This is a genomic window from Microbacterium lacticum (genome assembly GCF_006716815.1).
Classification (GTDB): domain Bacteria; phylum Actinomycetota; class Actinomycetes; order Actinomycetales; family Microbacteriaceae; genus Microbacterium; species Microbacterium lacticum.
The window spans coordinates 36259-53788 of sequence record NZ_VFPS01000005.1; the positions used below are offsets into that span (position 1 = coordinate 36259).

Sequence of the window (17530 nt, forward strand, 5' to 3'; positions counted from 1 at the left end):
CGCCCCCCACGACTGCCCACAAGTCGACGCGCGAGCGGGCGCGTTCAGCGCAGCCGGAACGCGGGGTCGGCGCGGGCGGTGGGGTCGAGTGCCAGCTCGGCGAGCGTCGCGCCGACGCCGGGGGCGAACTTGAATCCCTGGCCGGAGAATCCCGCGCCGACGACCACCCGGCCCACTCGGTCGAGCACGAACGCCTCGTCGGGCGTCGTCGTGTACGTGCACGAGATCGGCACGGCCGAGTCGGGGTCGAGGCCGGGGAACCACTCGCGCACGTACGCGCGCAGCTCGCGCTGGCGCACGCTCCGGTGCGGGCGCGCATCGGGGTCGACCTCGTCGCCGATGCCGTGGAACCCGACCTTGACGCCTTCGCCCGGCGTCGGCATGCCGTAGACGTTCGCCGGCTGCGAGCCGGGCGCCACGAAGTGGTTGAACGACGGCCACGGCACGTCGATCCGGGGCGTGAAATGAGCGGGGGTCTCCTCGGTGACCCGCAGGCGGGGCAGCGGCTGCCGCCTGCGCAGGGCCCTGGCCGGCGCGCGCGAGGCGTTCTACGGGGAACTGGACACGGTGAGCATCGCGGAGCTCGTCAATCCGCGGCAGGTGGGTCCGATCGCCGTGCAGCTGGGTCTGCGACCCCCCGAGCAGCCGGATTCGGGGACGCCCACCTCGGCTATCTAAGTGGCATCTGGAATGCTAAATTGGCTTCCGTCACATGTCGACGAGAGGAAGCCGCCATGCTGTCCGAGAAGTCCCGCCCGGTCGTAGAAGCGACCATCGGCATCATCGGCGAACGCATCCCAAACATCACGCCCGTGTTCTACAAGTCGATGTTCGAGGCCCGCCCGGACCTGCTGGACGGGATGTTCAGCCGAGCGAACCAGAAGAACGGCACGCAGCCACAGGCGCTTGCCGGGTCCATCGCGATGTTCGCGTCCCACCTGCTCAACCACCCGGACTCGTACCCGGACGAGGTGCTCTCCCGCGTGGCCCACAAGCACGCCTCCCTGGGCCTGCTGCCCGAGGAGTACCCCACCGTGCACGAGCACCTGTTCGGCGCGATCGCCGCGGACCTGGGGGACGCGGCGACGCCCGAGGTGGTGGCCGCGTGGGACGAGGTCTACTGGCTCATGGCGGACGCCCTCATCAAGATCGAGAAGGGGCTCTACTCCCAGCAGGCCAACGACGTCATGTTCGCGCCCTTCCGCCTGATCTCGAAGGAACCGGTGGCCGAGGGCGTGGTGGCCTTCGAGTTCGAGCCCGCGGACGACACCCCCATGACGCCCTCTGTGGCAGGCCAGTACATCTCCATCCAGGTGGTCGTGATGGACGGCCTGCGCCAGCCCCGCCAGTTCACCCTGGTGCCGAGCGACCCCGGCCACCGGCGGATCGTGGTGCGCGAGGATCCCGAGGGGGAGGTCTCGCCCATCCTGCACGAGGACATCGCGGTGGGTGACGTCCTGGAGATCTCCAACCCCTACGGGGACGTGACCCTGGACCCGGACTTCCACGGCCCGCTCGTGCTCGTCTCTGCGGGCATCGGCATCACCCCGGTGGTGGCGTTCCTGGACCAGCTCGCGCGGGAGGACCCCGAGCGCGAGGTGCTCGTGCTGCACGCGGACCGCTCCGAGGCTGCGTGGCCCGGCCGCGAGCTCGTGCGCGACTACGTCTCCCGCATGCCCAACGCGAAGCTCGTCTCATGGCTCGCCGCACCAGGTGAGGGGGACTTCGCGGGACACATGGACGTCTCCCAGGCGGAGATCCCCGAGGGTGCCGAGGTCTTCATGTGCGGGCCCCTGGCCTTCATGCAGTCGGTGCGCTCGCAGCTGGTCTCCGGCGGGGTTCCCGGCCGCTCGATCCACTACGAGATCTTCGGCCCGGACCTGTGGATGCTCCACGACGAGGCGCGCACCGCGAACGCCTGAGTTTCCCGGGGCCCTGTCACCGGTTCCGTACGACGACGCCGCGCAGCCAGATCTGGTTGCGCGGCGTCGTCGTGCCCGCGGGGCGGTGTGTGCTCGGCTCTCAGCCCTCGCGCACAATGCGCAGGACGGTGTCCCGCACGGTCTCCATGGCGGCGGCGTCTGGGGCCTCGACGTTCAGGCGCAGGTCCACCAACCCGAACGCGATGCACGCGATCGCCCGCGGCAACACCATCTTCACGAACGTGGCGCTGACCGACGACGGTGGCGTGTGGTGGGAGGGCATGACGGACGACGTCCCCGAGCACCTCACCGACTGGAAGGGCCGGGACTGGACGCCCGAGTCCGGGCGTCCCGCCGCGCACCCCAACTCCCGTTTCTGCACCCCCATCAAGCAGGTGGAGATTCTGGCGCCGGAGTACGACGACCCCGAGGGCGTGCCGCTGTCGGCCATCATCTTCGGTGGCCGCCGCAAGACCACCGTGCCGCTGGTCTCCGAGTCCTTCGGCTGGGAGCACGGGGTGTTCCAGGGCGCCACGCTATCCTCCGAGACCACCGCCGCCGCGAAGGGCGCGGTGGGTGTGGTGCGCCGCGACCCCATGGCCATGCTCCCGTTCATCGGCTACAACGCGAACGACTACCTCGAGCACTGGCTGGACACCGGTGCCCGCATGGGCGAGGAGAACATGCCGCGGATCTACTACGTGAACTGGTTCCGCCGCACTGCGGACGGCGGCTTCGCGTGGCCGGGCTTCGGCGAGAACTCCCGCGTGGTCAAGTGGATCGTGGAGCGGCTCAAGGGCACCGCCGGTGGGCACGAGACACCCGTCGGCATCCTTCCCGCCAAGGAGGACCTGGATCTCGCCGGTCTGGAGATCTCGGACGAGGAGCTGGACGCCGCCCTGCGGGTGGACCGTGACGAGTGGTTGAACGAGCTGCCCGGGATCGACGAGTGGTTCGCCCGCCTGAAGGACGTCCCCGAGGTCATCCTCGAGCAGCGCGCCGGTCTGGAGGAGCGGCTGCGCCAGAGCTGACCGCGGGCACCGGGCGGGAACTTGCGGGGCGAGACACCGCCCGGTGACCGGGATATGATCGCGCCGCGCGGCCAAATGGGCCGCGCGGCGTCGTCGTGCGTGGAAGAGGGCGGCCCGCGAAGAAGGGACAAGTGTGCGGCTGACGGCATTTTCGGACATCGCGCTGCGTGTGCTGCTGCTCATGGGGGGGGGTGTCCCTATGTTCTGAGTCAAGCCGCGAGGGCGGTCGGCTCGGGGTTAGGGACGGTGGTCGGGGGCTGGTAGTAGGTGCCGTCGCGGAGCATCGCGAAGATGACGTTGCAGCGGCGTCGGGCCAGGCAGATGACGGCGGCGTTGTGGCGCTTGCCCTCGGCGCGTTTGCGGTCGTAGTAGGCCTTGGAGATCGGGTCGTGGTTCGAGGCGACCCAGGCCGAGTAGAACAGGGCGTTCTTCAGGCGTTTGTTACCTGATCGGGCGGGGAACTCGCCGCGGATCGATGTCCCGGATCTTCGTGTGACCGGCGCGATCCCGGCGTAGGCCGCGAGGTGGCCCGGGGTCTCGAACGCGGAACCGTCGCCGATGTTCAGGAGGATCTGAGCAGCGGTCTTGATGCCGATCCCCGGCATGCTCATCAAGACCGAGGCGAGAGGGAAGTTCTCCAGCATGGCCTCGACCTCCCGCGCGACCGTTGCTCGCTGCTCTTTGAGCTCTTTGACCTGGCCAGCAACCCGCGGGATCACCAACTCCACGGCTGCGGTCGCAGGAACGACCACGGTCTGTTCACCGAGCGCAGCGAAGATCCGATCAACCAGTGCTTCCGGATCACGGCGGGAGTGCGAGCGAGCGAAGCGCAGTACCCGTGCCCGACCAGCGGTTATGAGCCCGGTGGGGCCGCCGAACTTGACCAGCAGGTCCAGCACCAGCGCCGTGGAGAGGCTGCCGCCGGCGAACACCCGCTCGAGTGCGGGATGAATCTGGGTGAGCAACGAGCGGATCCGGTTCAGCGCTCTGGTCGTCTCGTGGGCGAGGTCCTCGTCGAAGCCGGCCAGGACCTTCAGTGCGGAGAGGACCTCGTTGTCGCGGTCGACTTGCCGCAACGTGTGAGGCATGGTGCGAGCGGTGTCGGCGATGATGAACGCGTCCCGCGCATCGGTCTTTGACCTGCCGGGATAGAGATCTGCAGCCTTGCGCATCGCGAGCCCGGGGAGGTAGGCGACGGTGCAGCCCACGTCGCGGGCCACAGCGATGGGAAGGGCCCCGATGGTGTTGGGCTGGTCCACGACCATGAGCACAGAGCCGTGTTGCTGGAGGTCGGTGAACAGTTCCCGCAGCTGAGCTTCGTCCTGCGGCAGGGGCTTGTCGAAGAGCTTGTTCCCGTCGGGCCTGGATCGTGTCACCGTCGGGTGATTTCGCGGGTTGAGGATCGTTGAGGCTTGATTTTCCGGGGGTGCTGGTGCCTCGTGCGGGGCACTAATGGCGTCGATCTAGACTCGCTCGGTGGGGTGGTTCGTGCGGAAGGTGCGCACCGCGTCGGGTGCGACGGCGGTGCAGATCGCGTCGAAGACCCGTGGTGTGCGGACGATCGTGGAGCACCTCGGCTCCGCGCACGACGATGAGCAGCTCGCGGTGCTGGTCGCGATCGCGCGGGAGCGGATCGCGGAGCTGGCCGGGCATGTCCCGTTCGATCTGGACGGGCTGGGCGCGACGCCGCCGGCCACGACCGCGCCGACGGTGACCGGGTCGAGGTCCAGGTTGTTGTGGGATGTCCTCGAGGACGCCTACGCCCGTCTCGGGTTCGACGCGGTCGGCAACGACACATTCATGAAGCTGGTCCTGGCCCGCGTCGTCGAGCCGACCAGCAAGGCGGACACGCTGCGGGTGTGGGACGAGCTCGGTGTCCCGGGTGCGCCGTCGCTGTCGACCGTGTGGCGGACCCTCGCCCGCAGCGTTGAGCAGGACTGGCGGTCGAAGATCGCCGCCGCAGCCTACGCGCATGCGACCCGATCTGGCCCGCTCACCGTCGTGCTCTACGACGTCACCACCCTCTACTTCGAGGCGGAGCGTGAAGACAAGCTCCGCAAGGTCGGGATGAGCAAAGAGCGCCGCGTCGACCCGCAGATCCTCGTCGGCCTCCTCGTGGACCAGGGCGGGTTCCCCCTCGAAGTCCACGAGTTCGCGGGCAACAGGGGCGAGACCCTCACCCTGCTGCCCGTCCTCGACCAGTTCCGCGAACGTCACTCCGCGACCGAGGTCGTGGTCGTCGCGGACGCCGGCATGCTGTCCGCAGCGAACCTGAACCGGCTGGAGGACGCCGGGTTCGGTTTCATCGTCGGCTCCCGCACCTCCTCCGCGCCATACGATCTCGCCGAGCACTACGCGACCGTCGGGAACATCGTCACCGATGGGGAGACGGTCGAGACCACCCGAACCATGGGTGCGGGTGTGAACGCGCGGGAGCGGCGAGTGGTGTGGCAGTACTCCCACAAGCGGAAGATCCGCGACAACATCACGTTGAACAAGCAGATCGAACGCGCCGAGCAGATCGCTGCCGGCACCCGCCCGGCGAAGAAGGACCGGTTCGTCACCCTCGGCACGGGGCCCGGCGTGAACTGGGCAAGAGTCGAGAAGGCCCGCGAATACATCGGCCTCAAGGGGTACGTCACCAACCTCAGCACCGCGACGGCTTCCGCTGCAGAGATCGTGGCGGCCTACCATGACCTGTTCCAGGTCGAGGCGACGTTCCGGATGGCAAAGACCGACCTGCGGGCGAGGCCGATGTTCGCGTCGACCGCGGACTCGATCCACGCGCACCTCACCGTCGTGTTCTGCGCTCTCGCGATCAGCCGGCACCTCTACAAGACCACCGGCGTGACGGTCCGCCGTATCGTCCGCGCGCTGCGCCCGCTGCGTGACGTCACGATCACCATCGACGGACACGAACTCACCGCGACCACCCCGCCAACGGGGGAAGCCGCCGACATCATCGCCGCACTCCGGCCGGGCGTGGGGCACTAATCTGACACGATCCAGGTCGGGGTCCAGCGCGCAGGCGTGGTGCCCGGTCTTACCGACGTCCAGGCCGATGACGACCGCGTATTCGGAGTTCATGATGTCGTCCTCCTTTGACGCATCACTGCTGGTCGCAGTCTTGACACCCGGTGCCGGCACCCACGTTACGAAGAGACCTCAGCAGAGCTGGGCCGTGTCCCTATCAGCGGTCAACGCGTGTCTCTCGACCGGGTGGCAACACCCCCCGGACCATGGATGGCAGGGCAACAAAGCCATGCCCGGCCGAGCGACCAGACCCCCGGCGATCGGGGGTGCTCAAAAGGTAACGGGGCTGGCACCGGAGACGATGCTGTCCACCCAGCGGATCGCCGACGGCGTGGGCGCCCCCTTACAACCACGTGGCCAAGACCGTGGCCAGGCTGCGCGGCATGGGCCTGCTGTGCTCCCAGCGCGGGCGCTCCGGCGGGGTGATGCTCACGGACGAGGGGCGTGAGGCCCGCGTGGGTCAAGTGCTGCGGGTGCTCGAGGCGGACACCGCCATCGTGGAGTGCGAGGCGGACGAGACCGCCTGCCCCCTGAACCACTGGGCGCGGCCGCTCTCACACTGGTGCTCACCGGCTGCGCCATCCCCGGTTCCCCAGGTGCGCCCTCCAGTTCCTCGGGCACGACGGCGCCGTCCCCCGCCTCCCCCACCTCCGGTTCCTCCGCGAGCGTCGGAGCCACCGGCCACGAGACCGCGGACGACGGGGCACCCGCTGGCGCCACGGCGTCGTCGGGGGACGAACCGCAGGACGCGTCCGTGCGTGCCACCGGTGCGGCGTTCGTGGACGTCCTGGGCCTCGCGGGCTCGGGCGTGGTGGTCGGCGGGGACATGCGCCCCTCCTCCCCGGAGTTCGTGGCGGCGTTTGCCGAGGGCGCAACGCGCCGCGGTGCGAACGTGACCGTGATCGGCAGCATCTCCACGGACGAGCTGTGGTTCAACCTGCGTCCCTCCAACACGGCTGGATGCCGAGGCCACCACCGCGTGTCACGCCACCGCCCGTAGCCGCCGGCCCCGCGTCGCCGCTCGCGCCGAGGAGCTTCTCGGTCCACGCCCCGACTGTCGCGACCACGACGTCGGCGCGGAGCACACCGGCATCCGTCACGACATCGACTCCGTCGGCGTCGGGGGCGATCGCCGCGACACGCGTGTTCCCGCGCACCTCCCCGCCCGCCGCGACGGTGCGGCGTTCGAGTTCGCGCAGCGCCGCCGCGGCGCGCGCGACGCCGGCGTCGCGCGAGTACAGCACCGTGGACTCGAAGCGCATCCCCGGCCAGCGGCGCGCCGCCTCGGCTCCGTCGAGAAGGTCGGCGGGGATGCCCCGGGCGGTGAGCGCATCGGCGAGCTCGGCCAGCGGAGCACGGTTCGCCGCGCCGAGCGCCGGTCCGGGGCCGTGCGAGACGAGGCCGTGTCGGCGCAGCAGCGGCTCGCCGTCGACCTCGCCCAAGGCATCCCATCCCTCGCGGGCGAGAGCCAGCAGGTCGAGATAGTGCGCGTCGCCATAGGCGTTGTTGTCGTTGCGGGTCTCCCCGTGCGACGCGCCCTCGTGGTGGCCGCGCGCGAAACGCTCGACCACGATCGGCCGCTCGCCGCGCCGCGTCAGCTGCCACGCCGTGGCGAGGCCCATCACCCCGCCCCCGACCACCACGATCCGCATGCCTCCCATCCTGGCGCGCCGGCCCGCTCGCGCTTCGCGCGCACGACACGGTGCTGCGACACGAACCCCGTCGCACGCGTTCGGTGAGGATGCCTCGCGCCCGGGAGGTGTGGGCGGTTGTGGTGGGGTGCCGGCGGTGGAGGCCGCCACGACTGCCATCGAGTCGCGAGGGGGCGCTCCCGAGGCGCGGCAGGCGAGGGCGCGGGGGTGCGCAGGTAGGCTGGGCGTGTGAGCATGGAGATCGAGCTCGGCCGCGCCAAGCGCGCCCGCCGCGCGTATGCGTTCGACGACATCGCGGTGGTGCCTTCGCGCCGCACCCGCAACCCCGAAGACGTCTCGACGTCGTGGTCGATCGACGCGTTCGGGTTCGAGATCCCCGTGCTCGGCGCGCCGATGGACTCGGTGATGAGCCCGCGCACGGCCATCATGCTCGGCCAGCTCGGCGGCCTCGGCGTGCTCGACCTCGAGGGCGTGTGGACGCGCTACGACGACCCTGAGCCGCTGCTCGCCGAGATCGCGGGCCTGCCCGCCACCGAGGCGACCCGCCGCCTGCAGGAGCTCTACACCGAGCCGATCAAGCCCGAGCTCGTGCGCGACCGCCTCGCCGAGATCCGCGCCGGCGGTGTCACCGTCGCCGGGGCGCTCACCCCGCAGCGCACGCAGGAGCTCTACGAGACCGTCGTCGCCGCCGGCGTCGACCTGTTCGTGATCCGCGGCACCACCGTGTCGGCCGAGCACGTCTCGAGCGATGCCGAACCGCTGAACCTCAAGAAGTTCATCTACGACCTTGATGTGCCGGTGATCGTCGGCGGCGCCTCCACCTACACCGCCGCCCTGCACCTCATGCGCACCGGCGCCGCCGGCGTGCTCGTCGGCTTCGGCGGGGGAGCGGCGTCGACGACGCGCGCGACCCTCGGTATCCACGCCCCCATGGCGACGGCCGTCGCCGACGTCGCCGGTGCGCGCCGCGACTACCTCGACGAGTCGGGTGGACGCTACGTGCACGTCATCGCCGACGGCGGCGTGGGCACCTCGGGCGACATCGTCAAGGCGCTCGCGATGGGTGCCGACGCGGTGATGCTCGGTGTCGCGCTCGCGCGCGCGACCGACGCGCCCGGCAAGGGCTTCCACTGGGGTCCCGAGGCGCACCACTCCAAATTGCCGCGCGGCAAGCGCGTCGAGGTCGGGCAGGTCGGCACTCTCGAGCAGATCCTCCACGGCCCCGCGCCCGTCGCCGACGGCACCGCGAACCTCATCGGCGCGCTCAAGAAGTCCATGGCGACCACCGGCTACTCGGACCTCAAGGAGTTCCAGCGCGTCGAGGTCGTCGTCGCGCCGTACTCCGTGAACTGATGACCGGCGCTTTACCCGAACGCGCGCCGGCGTCCGACGAGGTCTTCCCGCCGACCCTGCGCGAGGTCATGCTGCGCCCGTGGTGGATCGGCATGCTCGGCTTCGCGCTGCTCGTCGCAGCCGTGTTCGCGTGGCTCGGTCAGTGGCAGCTCGGCCGGGCGATCGACACCGATCCGCCGCCGGCCGGCATCACCGAGCAGGTCGAGCCGATCGCCGAGGTCGTAGCCCCCGGTGAGTACCTGCCGGAACCCCTCGTCGGCCAGCGGGTCGACGTCGCCGGCGCGTTCGTCGCGGGCGACTTCCTCGTCGTCTCGTCGCGCTACAACGGCGGCGAGGAAGGCTACTGGGTGACCGGGCAGCTGCGCGTCGACCCGACCGGTTCGGGCGCAGCGGCCGTCGCGGATGCCACGGACGGCCCGACCTCCCTCGCCGTCGCGATCGGGTGGACGGCTGACCGCGCCGCGGCCGACGCCGCGGCGTCCACCCTCAACGCCGACCCCGGAGCCGCGGTCCAGCTCACGGGGCGCCTGATCTCCGACGAAGGCCCCGCCCTGCCGCCGCGCGGAGCGCCGGCGACCGAGATGACGCGGATGTCGCCGGCAGCGCTCCTCGGACGATGGCACGACGTGGCGGAGCTGAACGTGTACCGCCCGTACCTCGTCGCCGAGACCGCCGAGACCGCCGAGACCGCCGGCGCCGGCGAGAGCCTTCCCGCCGGCCTCCAGCCGATCGATTCGCCGGCGCCCGACGAGGGGTCGAACGTCAACTGGTTGAACATCTTCTACGCCGTCGAATGGGCGATCTTCGCCGGATTCGCCTTCTACATGTGGTACCGCCTGGCGCGGGACGCCTGGGAGAAGGAGGTCGAGGCGCTCGAGGAGGCGGCCTCGGCTCATCATCCGTCGGATCGCTGAGGCTGGAGTCACCTGGTGTGGCGCCGGAGACCACTCCTGCACCACCGGTCCGACGAAGAGTGAGCCTCCGGCCGCCGACTAGACTGGAACCCATGCCTCAGCCCAAGCTCGCCACCTTCCCGGCGATCCGCGGCGCGCTGCGCTTCTACCAGATCGCCTCGGTGATCACGGGTGTCATGCTGCTGCTCCTGTGCGCCGAGATGCTCATCAAATACGCGTTCGGCTACGAGCTGTTCCTCGGCGGATCGGGCGGGTTCCTGTGGTTCGCGCCGGTCGTCGAGACCGCGGCCGGCCACGACTCCACCGGCGACGGGGTGAACCTCAGCCTCGGCATCCTCATCGCCCACGGCTGGTTCTACGTCGTCTACCTCTTCGCGTGCTTCCGCGTGTGGAGCCTCATGCGCTGGGGCTTCGGCCGGTTCATCACGCTCGCCCTCGGCGGCATCGTGCCGCTGCTGTCGTTCTTCATGGAGGCTCGCGTCGGCCGCGAGGTCAAGGCCTACCTCGCGCAGCGTGAGGCGTCGGAAGCTGCTCCCACCATCCCCGCCACGGAAGGCACCCGGTGACCGCTCAGACCGAGACCGCCCAGCGTCCCGTCCTCGTCGTCGACTTCGGCGCGCAGTATGCGCAGCTGATCGCGCGGCGCGTGCGCGAGGCCGGTGTGTACAGCGAGATCGTGCCCCACACGGTCACGGCCGCGGAGGTCGAGGCGAAGAACCCGGTCGCCCTCATCCTCTCCGGCGGTCCATCGTCGGTCTACGAGGAGGGCGCGCCGTCGCTCGATCCGGGTGTGCTGCAGCTCGGGGTGCCGACCCTCGGCATCTGCTACGGCTTCCAGGTGATGGCCCAGCAGCTGGGCGGCGAGGTCGCGAACACGGGGCTCCGCGAGTACGGGGCGACGGATGCCCGTGTCACGGGCGACGGGGGGGTGCTCCTCGGCGGACAGCCCGACGATCAGATCGTGTGGATGAGCCACGGCGACCAGGTGGCCGCCGCCCCGGAGGGGTTCGAGGTGCTCGCGTCGACGTACGCGACGCCCGTGGCGGCGTTCGGCAACGCGGAGAAGTGCTTCTACGGGGTGCAGTGGCACCCGGAGGTGAAGCACTCCGAGCAGGGTCAGCAGGTCATCGAGAACTTCCTGCACGAGGCGGCCGGTCTTCCCGCCGATTGGAACAGCGGCAACGTGATCGCCGAGCAGGTCGCTCGCATCCGCGAGCAGGTCGGCTCCGGGCGTGTGCTGTCGGCCCTGTCGGGCGGTGTCGACTCGGCGGTCTCCACGGCGCTCGTGCACGAGGCTGTCGGCGACCAGCTCGTCGCCGTGTTCATCGACCACGGGCTGCTCCGCAAGGGCGAGCGCGAGCAGGTGGAACAGGACTACGTGGCATCCACCGGCGTGCGCCTCATCACGGTCGACGCGCGGGAGACGTTCCTCGCGGCGCTCGCCGGCGTCAGCGACCCGGAGCAGAAGCGCAAGATCATCGGGCGCGAGTTCATCCGGGCGTTCGAGAAGGTGCAGCAGGAGCTTCTCGCCGAGGCGGCGGCCGAGGGCGACCCGATCCGCTTCCTCGTGCAGGGCACGCTCTACCCCGACGTCGTCGAGTCGGGCGGCGGCACCGGCACCGCGAACATCAAGAGCCACCACAACGTCGGGGGCCTGCCGGAGGACCTGCAGTTCGAGCTCGTCGAGCCGCTGCGGACCCTCTTCAAGGACGAGGTGCGCCAGATCGGGCGCGACCTCGGCCTGCCCGAGGCGATCGTGGCGCGGCAGCCGTTTCCGGGCCCCGGCCTCGGCATCCGGATCGTGGGTGAGGTCACCGCTGACCGCCTCGAGATTCTGCGTGATGCCGACGCCATCGCCCGCGAGGAGCTGACGAAGGCCGGGCTCGACGGCGAGATCTGGCAGTGCCCCGTTGTTCTGCTCGCCGACGTGCGCTCGGTGGGCGTGCAAGGGGACGGGCGCACGTACGGGCATCCGATCGTGCTGCGCCCCGTCTCGTCGGAGGACGCGATGACCGCCGACTGGACGCGCCTGCCCTACGACGTGCTCTCGAAGATCTCGAACCGCATCACCAACGAGGTGCGCGAGGTCAACCGGGTCGTGCTCGACGTGACGTCGAAGCCCCCCGGGACCATCGAGTGGGAGTGACCTCCCCGAGGGGATGACGGATGCCGGGGCGCGCCCCGGCATCCGTCGTCCCGGGGACGCTGCGGGGACGGCGAAGGCCCGCCCGGCGGAGCCGGACGGGCCTGGTCGTGGATGCCGGGGCGTCAGTCGTTGCCGCGGAGGATGGCGATCATACGCAGGATCTCGACGTAGAGCCAGACGACCGTGACCATGATGCCGAAGGCGCCGAGCCAGGCGAAGGGGCGCGGGGCGCCGTTGCGGACGCCCTGCTGGATCGAGTCGAAGTCGAGCACCAGCGAGTACGCCGCCATGATGACGACGGCGACGCCGATGATGACGCCGAGCGGGATGCCCATGATCGAGTAGTGCGAGAGCATGCCGAAGGGTCCGCCCGAGCCGGCCGGGAACGCGCCGAACATCATCATGACGACGTTGATGAGCGAGAAGACGAGGTAGCCGATCATCGCGATCATGAAGACCTTGGTGGCCTTCTTCGACGCGCGCACCTTGCCGCTGGCGAAGAGGGCCAGGGTCACACCGACGACCGAGAGTGTCGCGAGCGTCGCCTGCACGACGATGCCCGGCCAGATGAACTCGAAGAACGCGGAGATGCCACCGATGAACAGACCCTCGAACGCGGCGTACGCGAGGATCAGCGCGGGGCGGATCTTCTTGCGCGAGGTGAACGTGACGACCATCGCGAGCACGAATCCGCCGAGCGCGCCGATGATCCACGGCGCGATGCTGGGGGAGGGGTTGGCTGCGGTGACACCGGCCATCGTCCAGATCCAGCCGACCACGGCAGTGACCAGCAGCACGCCGAAGAGGGCGACCGTCTTCAGGACGGTGTCCTCGACCGTCATGCGGTCGGTGTCGATGGCGCCGGCGGAGGGGGCGGCGTAGGCGCCCTCCAGCTGGGCCTGCACGGCGGCGTCGGTGGCCTGCGCGGAGGCGGTGCTGAACTGGGTCTGGGCAGCCGGCGGGGTCAGCCCGGGGCGCTGCGCGGAAGACCGCTCTTGGAACGCGGGGTGGGCGAATGCGGGGTTGCTGCTCGAGGCCATGGTGGTCTCTCTCCAATGCGAGGGGTGCCGCAGTGGAATCCTGCGGAATTCCAGCGTAGCGGCTCCACCTTCGCTGCGGCAGGTCGAGTGCTGTGTGTACGCCGAGAAAACCTGACGCAACTCGACTCAACTTTGCTCGCAGGTCGGGTCGCTAGCCTGGATCCATGCCTCGTCGTCGTCCTCTCGTCATCGGCCACCGCGGGGCGCCGGGCTATCGCCCCGAACACACGCGCTCCTCCTACGACCTCGCGCTCGCGCTCGGCGTCGATGCGGTCGAGCCCGACGTGGTCTTCAGCGCCGACGGGGTGGCGGTCGTGCGCCACGAGAACGAGATCGGCTCGACGACCGACGTCGCGGACCGCCCCGAGTTCGCCGCACGGCGACGGACGAAGACGATCGACGGCGGGGAGATCACCGGCTGGTTCACCGAGGACTTCACCTGGGCCGAGCTCGCGACGCTCCGCTGCCGGGAGCGGCTGCCGAAGCTCCGCCCGGGAAGCGCCAGCTTCGACGGCACGCAGCCTCCGCTGCGGCTGCGCGACGTGCTCGATCTCGTGCGCGAGGCATCCCTCGACCAGGGCCGCGAGATCGGCGTCGTGCTCGAGATCAAGCACGCCACCTATTTCGGGTCGCTCGGCTACGACGTCGCGCGGGCGATCGCCGACGAGCTGCGCGCCGCCCGCTGGGGCGACGGCGAGCTGCCCCTCGTCGTCGAGTCGTTCGAGTCGACCGTGCTCGGCGAGGTGCGGGAGCTCGGCATTCGAGGCACATACGTCTATCTGCTCGAGGCTGCGGGTCGCCCCTACGACCTGGTCGCGGCGCGCGGCGCCGCCGCGCCCACCTATGCGGAGCAGGCGAGCCCGACGAGCCGCGACGGCCTCGATGCCCTCGCCCGGCTGGTCGACGGCATCAGCGTCGACAAGCGCATGATCCTCGCCCCCGACCGGCTCGGGCGCACCGCCGGCCCCTCGCGGATCGTCGCCGACGCGCACGCACGCGGACTCCGCGTGTTCACGTGGACGTGCCGACCCGAGAACGCCTTCCTGCTCGCCTCCTTCCGCCGCGGGCGCGACAAGGCCGCGTTCGGCGACTACGAGAGCGAATGGCAGGTGATCGCGGATGCCGGTGTCGACGGCGTCTTCGTCGACCACCCCGACCTCGGACTCGGCTTCTTCGGCTGACCCGGCGCCGCCCGGAACGGCCGCCGAATGTCACGGGCAGATGACGATCGGAGAAAATTACCGACACACTGCTGACAACCGGGCATTTATTCCATCTGGTTTCCCTGGGTCGCTCAGACCCCGCACAAGAGGAGACCACATGAACAAGCGCATCACCTCCGTCGCCGTTCTCGGCGCCTTCGCGCTCGCTGCCGCAGCTGAGCGCCTCCGAGCGGCGCGTCGCCGAAGCGGTGCTCGCCGATCCCCGCGTGGTGTGCGAATCGACGATCACCGAACTGGCGGGAACGAGCGCGTCCGCGGCATCCACCGTCGCCCGGTTCTGCCAACGGCTGGGGTTCGACGGGTACCGGCAGTTCCGCGCCGCCGTCATCGCCGCGCTCGGCTATGACGACGCGCGCCTGGGCGAGTTCGACCTCGGGGAGGGCGAGATCGACGCGGGGGATGCCCCGGAGGAGATCGCCGCGAAGATCGCGTTCCAGGAGGTGCGGGCGATCCAGGCGACGATGGCCGCCCTCGACCTCGACGCGACCGCGCGCGCGGCCGCGGCGCTCGGCGGGGCGAGGCGGATCGTGCTCTACGGCGCCGGCTCGTCGTCCCTGACCGCGCAGGACCTCTGCCAGAAGCTCGCCCGCATCGGCCGGCCCGCCGTCGCCGAGACCGACGTGCACCTCGCACTGTCGCGGGCCGCGCTGCTCGACGCCGATTCCGTGCTCGTCGGCGTCTCGTCTCGCGGGGAGACCCGGGAGACGCTCGACGTCCTGCGCGCCGCCCGGCGTGCCGGAGCGACCACCGTCTCGATCACGAACGCGACATCGTCGTCGCTCGATGATGTGAGCGATGTGGTGCTGCGCAGTGCCGTGCGCGAGAGTCGCCTGCGCAGCGGCGCGACCGCGAGCCGCATCGCCCACCTCGCGATCGTCGACGTGCTGTTCGTGCTCGTGCTGCGCCTCGACTTCCCTCAGCTGTCGGAGAGCCTGCGCGTCACCTACGACGCGGTGCGTTCGCGCCGCGGCGATCACTGACCCGCCGCGTGGCGAGCCCCGGCGCGCGCACAGCCAGGCCATAGGGTGGGGCGATGACCTCCCCCGGCATCGTGGCCACCGGCGTCCGTCGTTCGTTCGGAGACGTGCACGCTGTGCGCCATGTCAGCCTCGAGGCACGCGCGGGCGCCGTCACGGGCCTCGTCGGGCCGAACGGGTCGGGCAAGACGACGCTGCTGCTCATGCTCGCGTCGCTCCTCGCCCCGGATGCCGGAACGCTGCGCATCGGCGGCATCGACCCGGTCTCCGACCCTGCGGGCGTCCGCCGGATCATGGGGTGGATGCCCGACGCGCTCGGTGCCTGGTCGTCGCTGACCGCGCGCGAGACGCTCGTGATGACGAGCCGGCTCTACGGCATCGCCCCCGACGACGCGGCGCGCGGTGCGGCGCGACTGCTCGCCGAGGTCGGCCTGAGCGAGCTCGCCGACACCCCCGCGCGCGTCTTCTCCCGCGGGCAGAAGCAGCGGCTGGGGCTCGCCCGCGCTCTCGTGCACGACCCGCAGGTGCTGCTTCTCGACGAGCCGGCGTCGGGCCTCGATCCGCAGGCGCGCGTCGACCTGCGCGTGCAGCTGCGCCGCCTCGCGGCCGAGGGCCGCACGATCCTCATCTCGAGCCACATCCTGTCCGAGTTGGAGGAGGTCGTCGACGACGCCGTCTTCCTCGTCGACGGATCCACCGTCAGCTCCGACCGGGTCGCCCAGGCGGCGACCCGCGTGCGCACCTGGCGCATCCGGCTGGCCGACCGAGAGGCGACCGCCGCCGTGCTCCCCGTCGCGCAGGTGCTCGGGCTCGACGCGGCGCTCGTGCCGATCGATCGCCGCGACCTCCTCGTCGGGTTCGACTCCGACGCGTCCGCCGCCGCAGCCCTCGCCGCGCTCGTCGGCGCGGGCCTGCCGGTGGCGGAGTTCGCCGCGGCGACCGGCCTTCTCGAACACACCTTCCTCGACCTCGAAGGAGGCCGCTCGTGACCTTCTCGCGGCTGTGGACGATCGCCCGCCTCGAACTGCTCCAGCGCGTGCGCACCGTGTCGTGGTACGTGCTGCTCGGCGTGTTCGGTCTCGTGCTGCTCGGCGTGACGGCGCTCGCCTTCCTCGCCTACGGCGGCTGGGGCACGGGTGGCCCCGGCGTCTACTCGGTCGTCGTGTATGTGACCCTGCTGCTGATCCTCCTCGTCTCTCCGACCCTCAGCGGCAACAGCATCAACGGCGATCGGGATGCCGCGACGCTCGCGCCCGTGCAGGTGACGCTCGCGACCACGGGCGAGATCCTCTTCGGCAAGTTCCTGGCGGCGTGGATCACCGGACTCGCCTTCGCCGCGGTCGCGGCGCCCTTCCTCGTGCTCTCGACGCTCGCCGGTGAGGTCAACCCGTGGGCGGTCGTCACCTCACTCGTGATCCTCGTGGTCGAGACCGGCGTGATCGCCGGCATCGGCGTCGCGCTCTCGGGCATCCTCTCGCGTCCCCTCTTCTCCGTCGCCGTCACCTATCTCGTCGTCGCCGCGCTCGCCGTGGGAACCGTGATCGGGTTCGGCCTGATCGGCACCGCGGTCTCGAGCGAAGGGGCCACGCACTCCCGCCAGCTCGCCTACGACCGGTTCGGCAACCCCGAATGCAAGGACGGCTCGAACGACTGCTACGGCGAGCCCGAGAACATGATCTGCGGAGAGTGGACGACGAGCACGTACCGCGTGCCGCGGTTCGACTACGTGTGGTGGATGCTGTCGGCGAACCCGTTCGTCATCCTCGCCGACGCGACGCCGACCCGCTTCGACGCGCAGGGCAACCCCGACGACATGTTCGGCTGGATGAAGTCGAGCGTGCGCACCGCCCAGATCCCGCCCCAGCTCGAGAGCACCTGGGATGAGTGCGATCCGAAGAACTACGGCTACTACGGGGGCTCGAACGACTATCGCACCCCCGAGGAGACCGTCGCGCAGACCGTGCCCAGCTGGTTCGTGGGGCTCGCCGTGCAGCTCGCCCTCACGGGCCTGCTGCTGTGGTGGGCGTGGGCGCGCACGCGCACGCCGGTCCGCTCGCTGCCGCGCGGAACCCGCATCGCCTGAGCGTCCGCACGGCCCGGTGGCCCGCCCGTGAGGATGAGGATCCTCTCATCGGGGACCCGCCGCCCTTCCGCCCCGTCCAGCTGATGCATAGCCTCCTTTCAGCCGCCTCCTACCCCCGGATCGCGGTCGCACCCCTGCACGAAAGGCGGATTCTCC

13 protein-coding genes and 4 pseudogenes are annotated in these 17530 nt (G+C 70.4%); 13 read left to right on the forward strand and 4 right to left on the reverse strand.

Features of this window, described 5'->3' with window-relative positions:
* Positions 1-44: 44 nt before the first annotated feature.
* Positions 45-446 (reverse strand): FAD-dependent oxidoreductase, encoded by a 402-nt coding sequence (locus FHX68_RS12445; RefSeq protein ID WP_373288685.1) that lies wholly within the window; start codon positions 444-446, stop codon positions 45-47.
* A 288-nt stretch (positions 447-734) separates the two neighbouring features.
* On the opposite strand from FHX68_RS12445, the gene FHX68_RS12455 reads away from it, so the two are divergent.
* Positions 735-1922 carry a globin domain-containing protein gene (locus tag FHX68_RS12455; RefSeq protein WP_141381333.1) on the forward strand — a complete coding sequence of 396 codons (1188 nt, stop codon included), beginning with the start codon at positions 735-737 and terminating at the stop codon, positions 1920-1922.
* A 185-nt stretch (positions 1923-2107) separates the two neighbouring features.
* Positions 2108-2953 (forward strand): annotated as a pseudogene (locus FHX68_RS12460) (phosphoenolpyruvate carboxykinase domain-containing protein); the annotation flags it as partial.
* A gap of 209 nt (positions 2954-3162) precedes the next feature.
* Here the strand turns inward: FHX68_RS12460 and FHX68_RS12465 are convergent.
* A pseudogene (locus FHX68_RS12465) lies at positions 3163-4308 on the reverse strand (IS110 family RNA-guided transposase); the annotation flags it as partial.
* A 121-nt stretch (positions 4309-4429) separates the two neighbouring features.
* Between FHX68_RS12465 and FHX68_RS12470 the strand changes: the two are divergent.
* From FHX68_RS12470 to manB, 3 genes and pseudogenes are all read left to right on the forward strand, one after another.
* Positions 4430-5947, forward strand: coding sequence for an IS1634 family transposase (locus FHX68_RS12470; protein ID WP_141381636.1), 1518 nt, complete (start codon positions 4430-4432; stop codon positions 5945-5947).
* A gap of 422 nt (positions 5948-6369) precedes the next feature.
* Positions 6370-6456 (forward strand): annotated as a pseudogene (locus tag FHX68_RS15980) (Rrf2 family transcriptional regulator); the annotation flags it as partial.
* Between the two features lie 284 nt (positions 6457-6740).
* Positions 6741-6947: pseudogene (manB, locus tag FHX68_RS12480) on the forward strand (phosphomannomutase/phosphoglucomutase); the annotation flags it as partial.
* Here the strand turns inward: manB and FHX68_RS12485 are convergent.
* Positions 6919-7797, reverse strand: coding sequence for an FAD-dependent oxidoreductase (locus FHX68_RS12485; protein ID WP_342353573.1), 879 nt, complete (start codon positions 7795-7797; stop codon positions 6919-6921). The pseudogene manB and the gene FHX68_RS12485 sit on opposite strands and share 29 nt — an antisense overlap.
* 75 nt (positions 7798-7872) lie before the next feature.
* On the opposite strand from FHX68_RS12485, the gene FHX68_RS12490 reads away from it, so the two are divergent.
* The 4 genes from FHX68_RS12490 to guaA all read left to right on the forward strand — a co-directional run bounded on the left by FHX68_RS12490 (position 7873) and on the right by guaA (position 12051).
* Positions 7873-8991, forward strand: a complete 1119-nt coding sequence (locus FHX68_RS12490) for a GuaB3 family IMP dehydrogenase-related protein (RefSeq protein ID WP_141381216.1) — start codon at positions 7873-7875, stop codon at positions 8989-8991.
* A gap of 68 nt (positions 8992-9059) precedes the next feature.
* Positions 9060-9905, forward strand: coding sequence for an SURF1 family protein (locus FHX68_RS12495; RefSeq protein WP_141381215.1), 846 nt, complete (start codon positions 9060-9062; stop codon positions 9903-9905).
* 92 nt (positions 9906-9997) lie between these two features.
* Entirely contained in the window at positions 9998-10471 is a 474-nt protein-coding gene (locus FHX68_RS12500; RefSeq protein WP_141381212.1) for a DUF3817 domain-containing protein, read from the forward strand.
* Positions 10468-12051 carry a glutamine-hydrolyzing GMP synthase gene (gene guaA / locus FHX68_RS12505; RefSeq protein WP_141381211.1) on the forward strand — a complete coding sequence of 528 codons (1584 nt, stop codon included), beginning with the start codon at positions 10468-10470 and terminating at the stop codon, positions 12049-12051. Before FHX68_RS12500 ends, guaA begins: the two co-directional genes overlap by 4 nt.
* A gap of 122 nt (positions 12052-12173) precedes the next feature.
* Here guaA and FHX68_RS12510 read toward each other — a convergent pair whose 3' ends face one another.
* Entirely contained in the window at positions 12174-13091 is a 918-nt protein-coding gene (locus tag FHX68_RS12510; protein ID WP_141381210.1) for a Bax inhibitor-1/YccA family protein, read from the reverse strand.
* 164 nt (positions 13092-13255) lie between these two features.
* Between FHX68_RS12510 and FHX68_RS12515 the strand changes: the two genes are divergently transcribed.
* From FHX68_RS12515 to FHX68_RS12530, 4 genes are all read left to right on the forward strand, one after another.
* Positions 13256-14272, forward strand: a complete 1017-nt coding sequence (locus FHX68_RS12515) for a glycerophosphodiester phosphodiesterase family protein (RefSeq protein WP_141381209.1) — start codon at positions 13256-13258, stop codon at positions 14270-14272.
* A 197-nt stretch (positions 14273-14469) separates the two neighbouring features.
* Positions 14470-15294 carry a MurR/RpiR family transcriptional regulator gene (locus FHX68_RS12520; protein ID WP_280525046.1) on the forward strand — a complete coding sequence of 275 codons (825 nt, stop codon included), beginning with the start codon at positions 14470-14472 and terminating at the stop codon, positions 15292-15294.
* Positions 15295-15347: 53 nt separating this feature from the next.
* Positions 15348-16280 carry an ABC transporter ATP-binding protein gene (locus tag FHX68_RS12525; protein ID WP_141381207.1) on the forward strand — a complete coding sequence of 311 codons (933 nt, stop codon included), beginning with the start codon at positions 15348-15350 and terminating at the stop codon, positions 16278-16280.
* Positions 16277-17374 (forward strand): ABC transporter permease, encoded by a 1098-nt coding sequence (locus FHX68_RS12530; protein WP_141381206.1) that lies wholly within the window; start codon positions 16277-16279, stop codon positions 17372-17374. Before FHX68_RS12525 ends, FHX68_RS12530 begins: the two co-directional genes overlap by 4 nt.
* The last annotated feature ends 156 nt before the right edge of the window (positions 17375-17530 follow it).

What these genes read in the sequence shown, in the direction of transcription:
- FHX68_RS12455 (WP_141381333.1), top strand. Translation starts at nt 735, where the DNA reads ATGCTGTCCGAGAAGTCCCGCCCGGTCGTAGAAGCGACCATCGGCATC.
- FHX68_RS12485 (WP_342353573.1), bottom strand. Translation starts at nt 7,797, where the DNA reads ATGGCAGTCGTGGCGGCCTCCACCGCCGGCACCCCACCACAACCGCCC.
- FHX68_RS12490 (WP_141381216.1), top strand. Translation starts at nt 7,873, where the DNA reads ATGGAGATCGAGCTCGGCCGCGCCAAGCGCGCCCGCCGCGCGTATGCG.
- FHX68_RS12495 (WP_141381215.1), top strand. Translation starts at nt 9,060, where the DNA reads ATGCTGCGCCCGTGGTGGATCGGCATGCTCGGCTTCGCGCTGCTCGTC.
- FHX68_RS12500 (WP_141381212.1), top strand. Translation starts at nt 9,998, where the DNA reads ATGCCTCAGCCCAAGCTCGCCACCTTCCCGGCGATCCGCGGCGCGCTG.
- FHX68_RS12510 (WP_141381210.1), bottom strand. Translation starts at nt 13,091, where the DNA reads ATGGCCTCGAGCAGCAACCCCGCATTCGCCCACCCCGCGTTCCAAGAG.
- FHX68_RS12515 (WP_141381209.1), top strand. Translation starts at nt 13,256, where the DNA reads ATGCCTCGTCGTCGTCCTCTCGTCATCGGCCACCGCGGGGCGCCGGGC.
- FHX68_RS12525 (WP_141381207.1), top strand. Translation starts at nt 15,348, where the DNA reads ATGACCTCCCCCGGCATCGTGGCCACCGGCGTCCGTCGTTCGTTCGGA.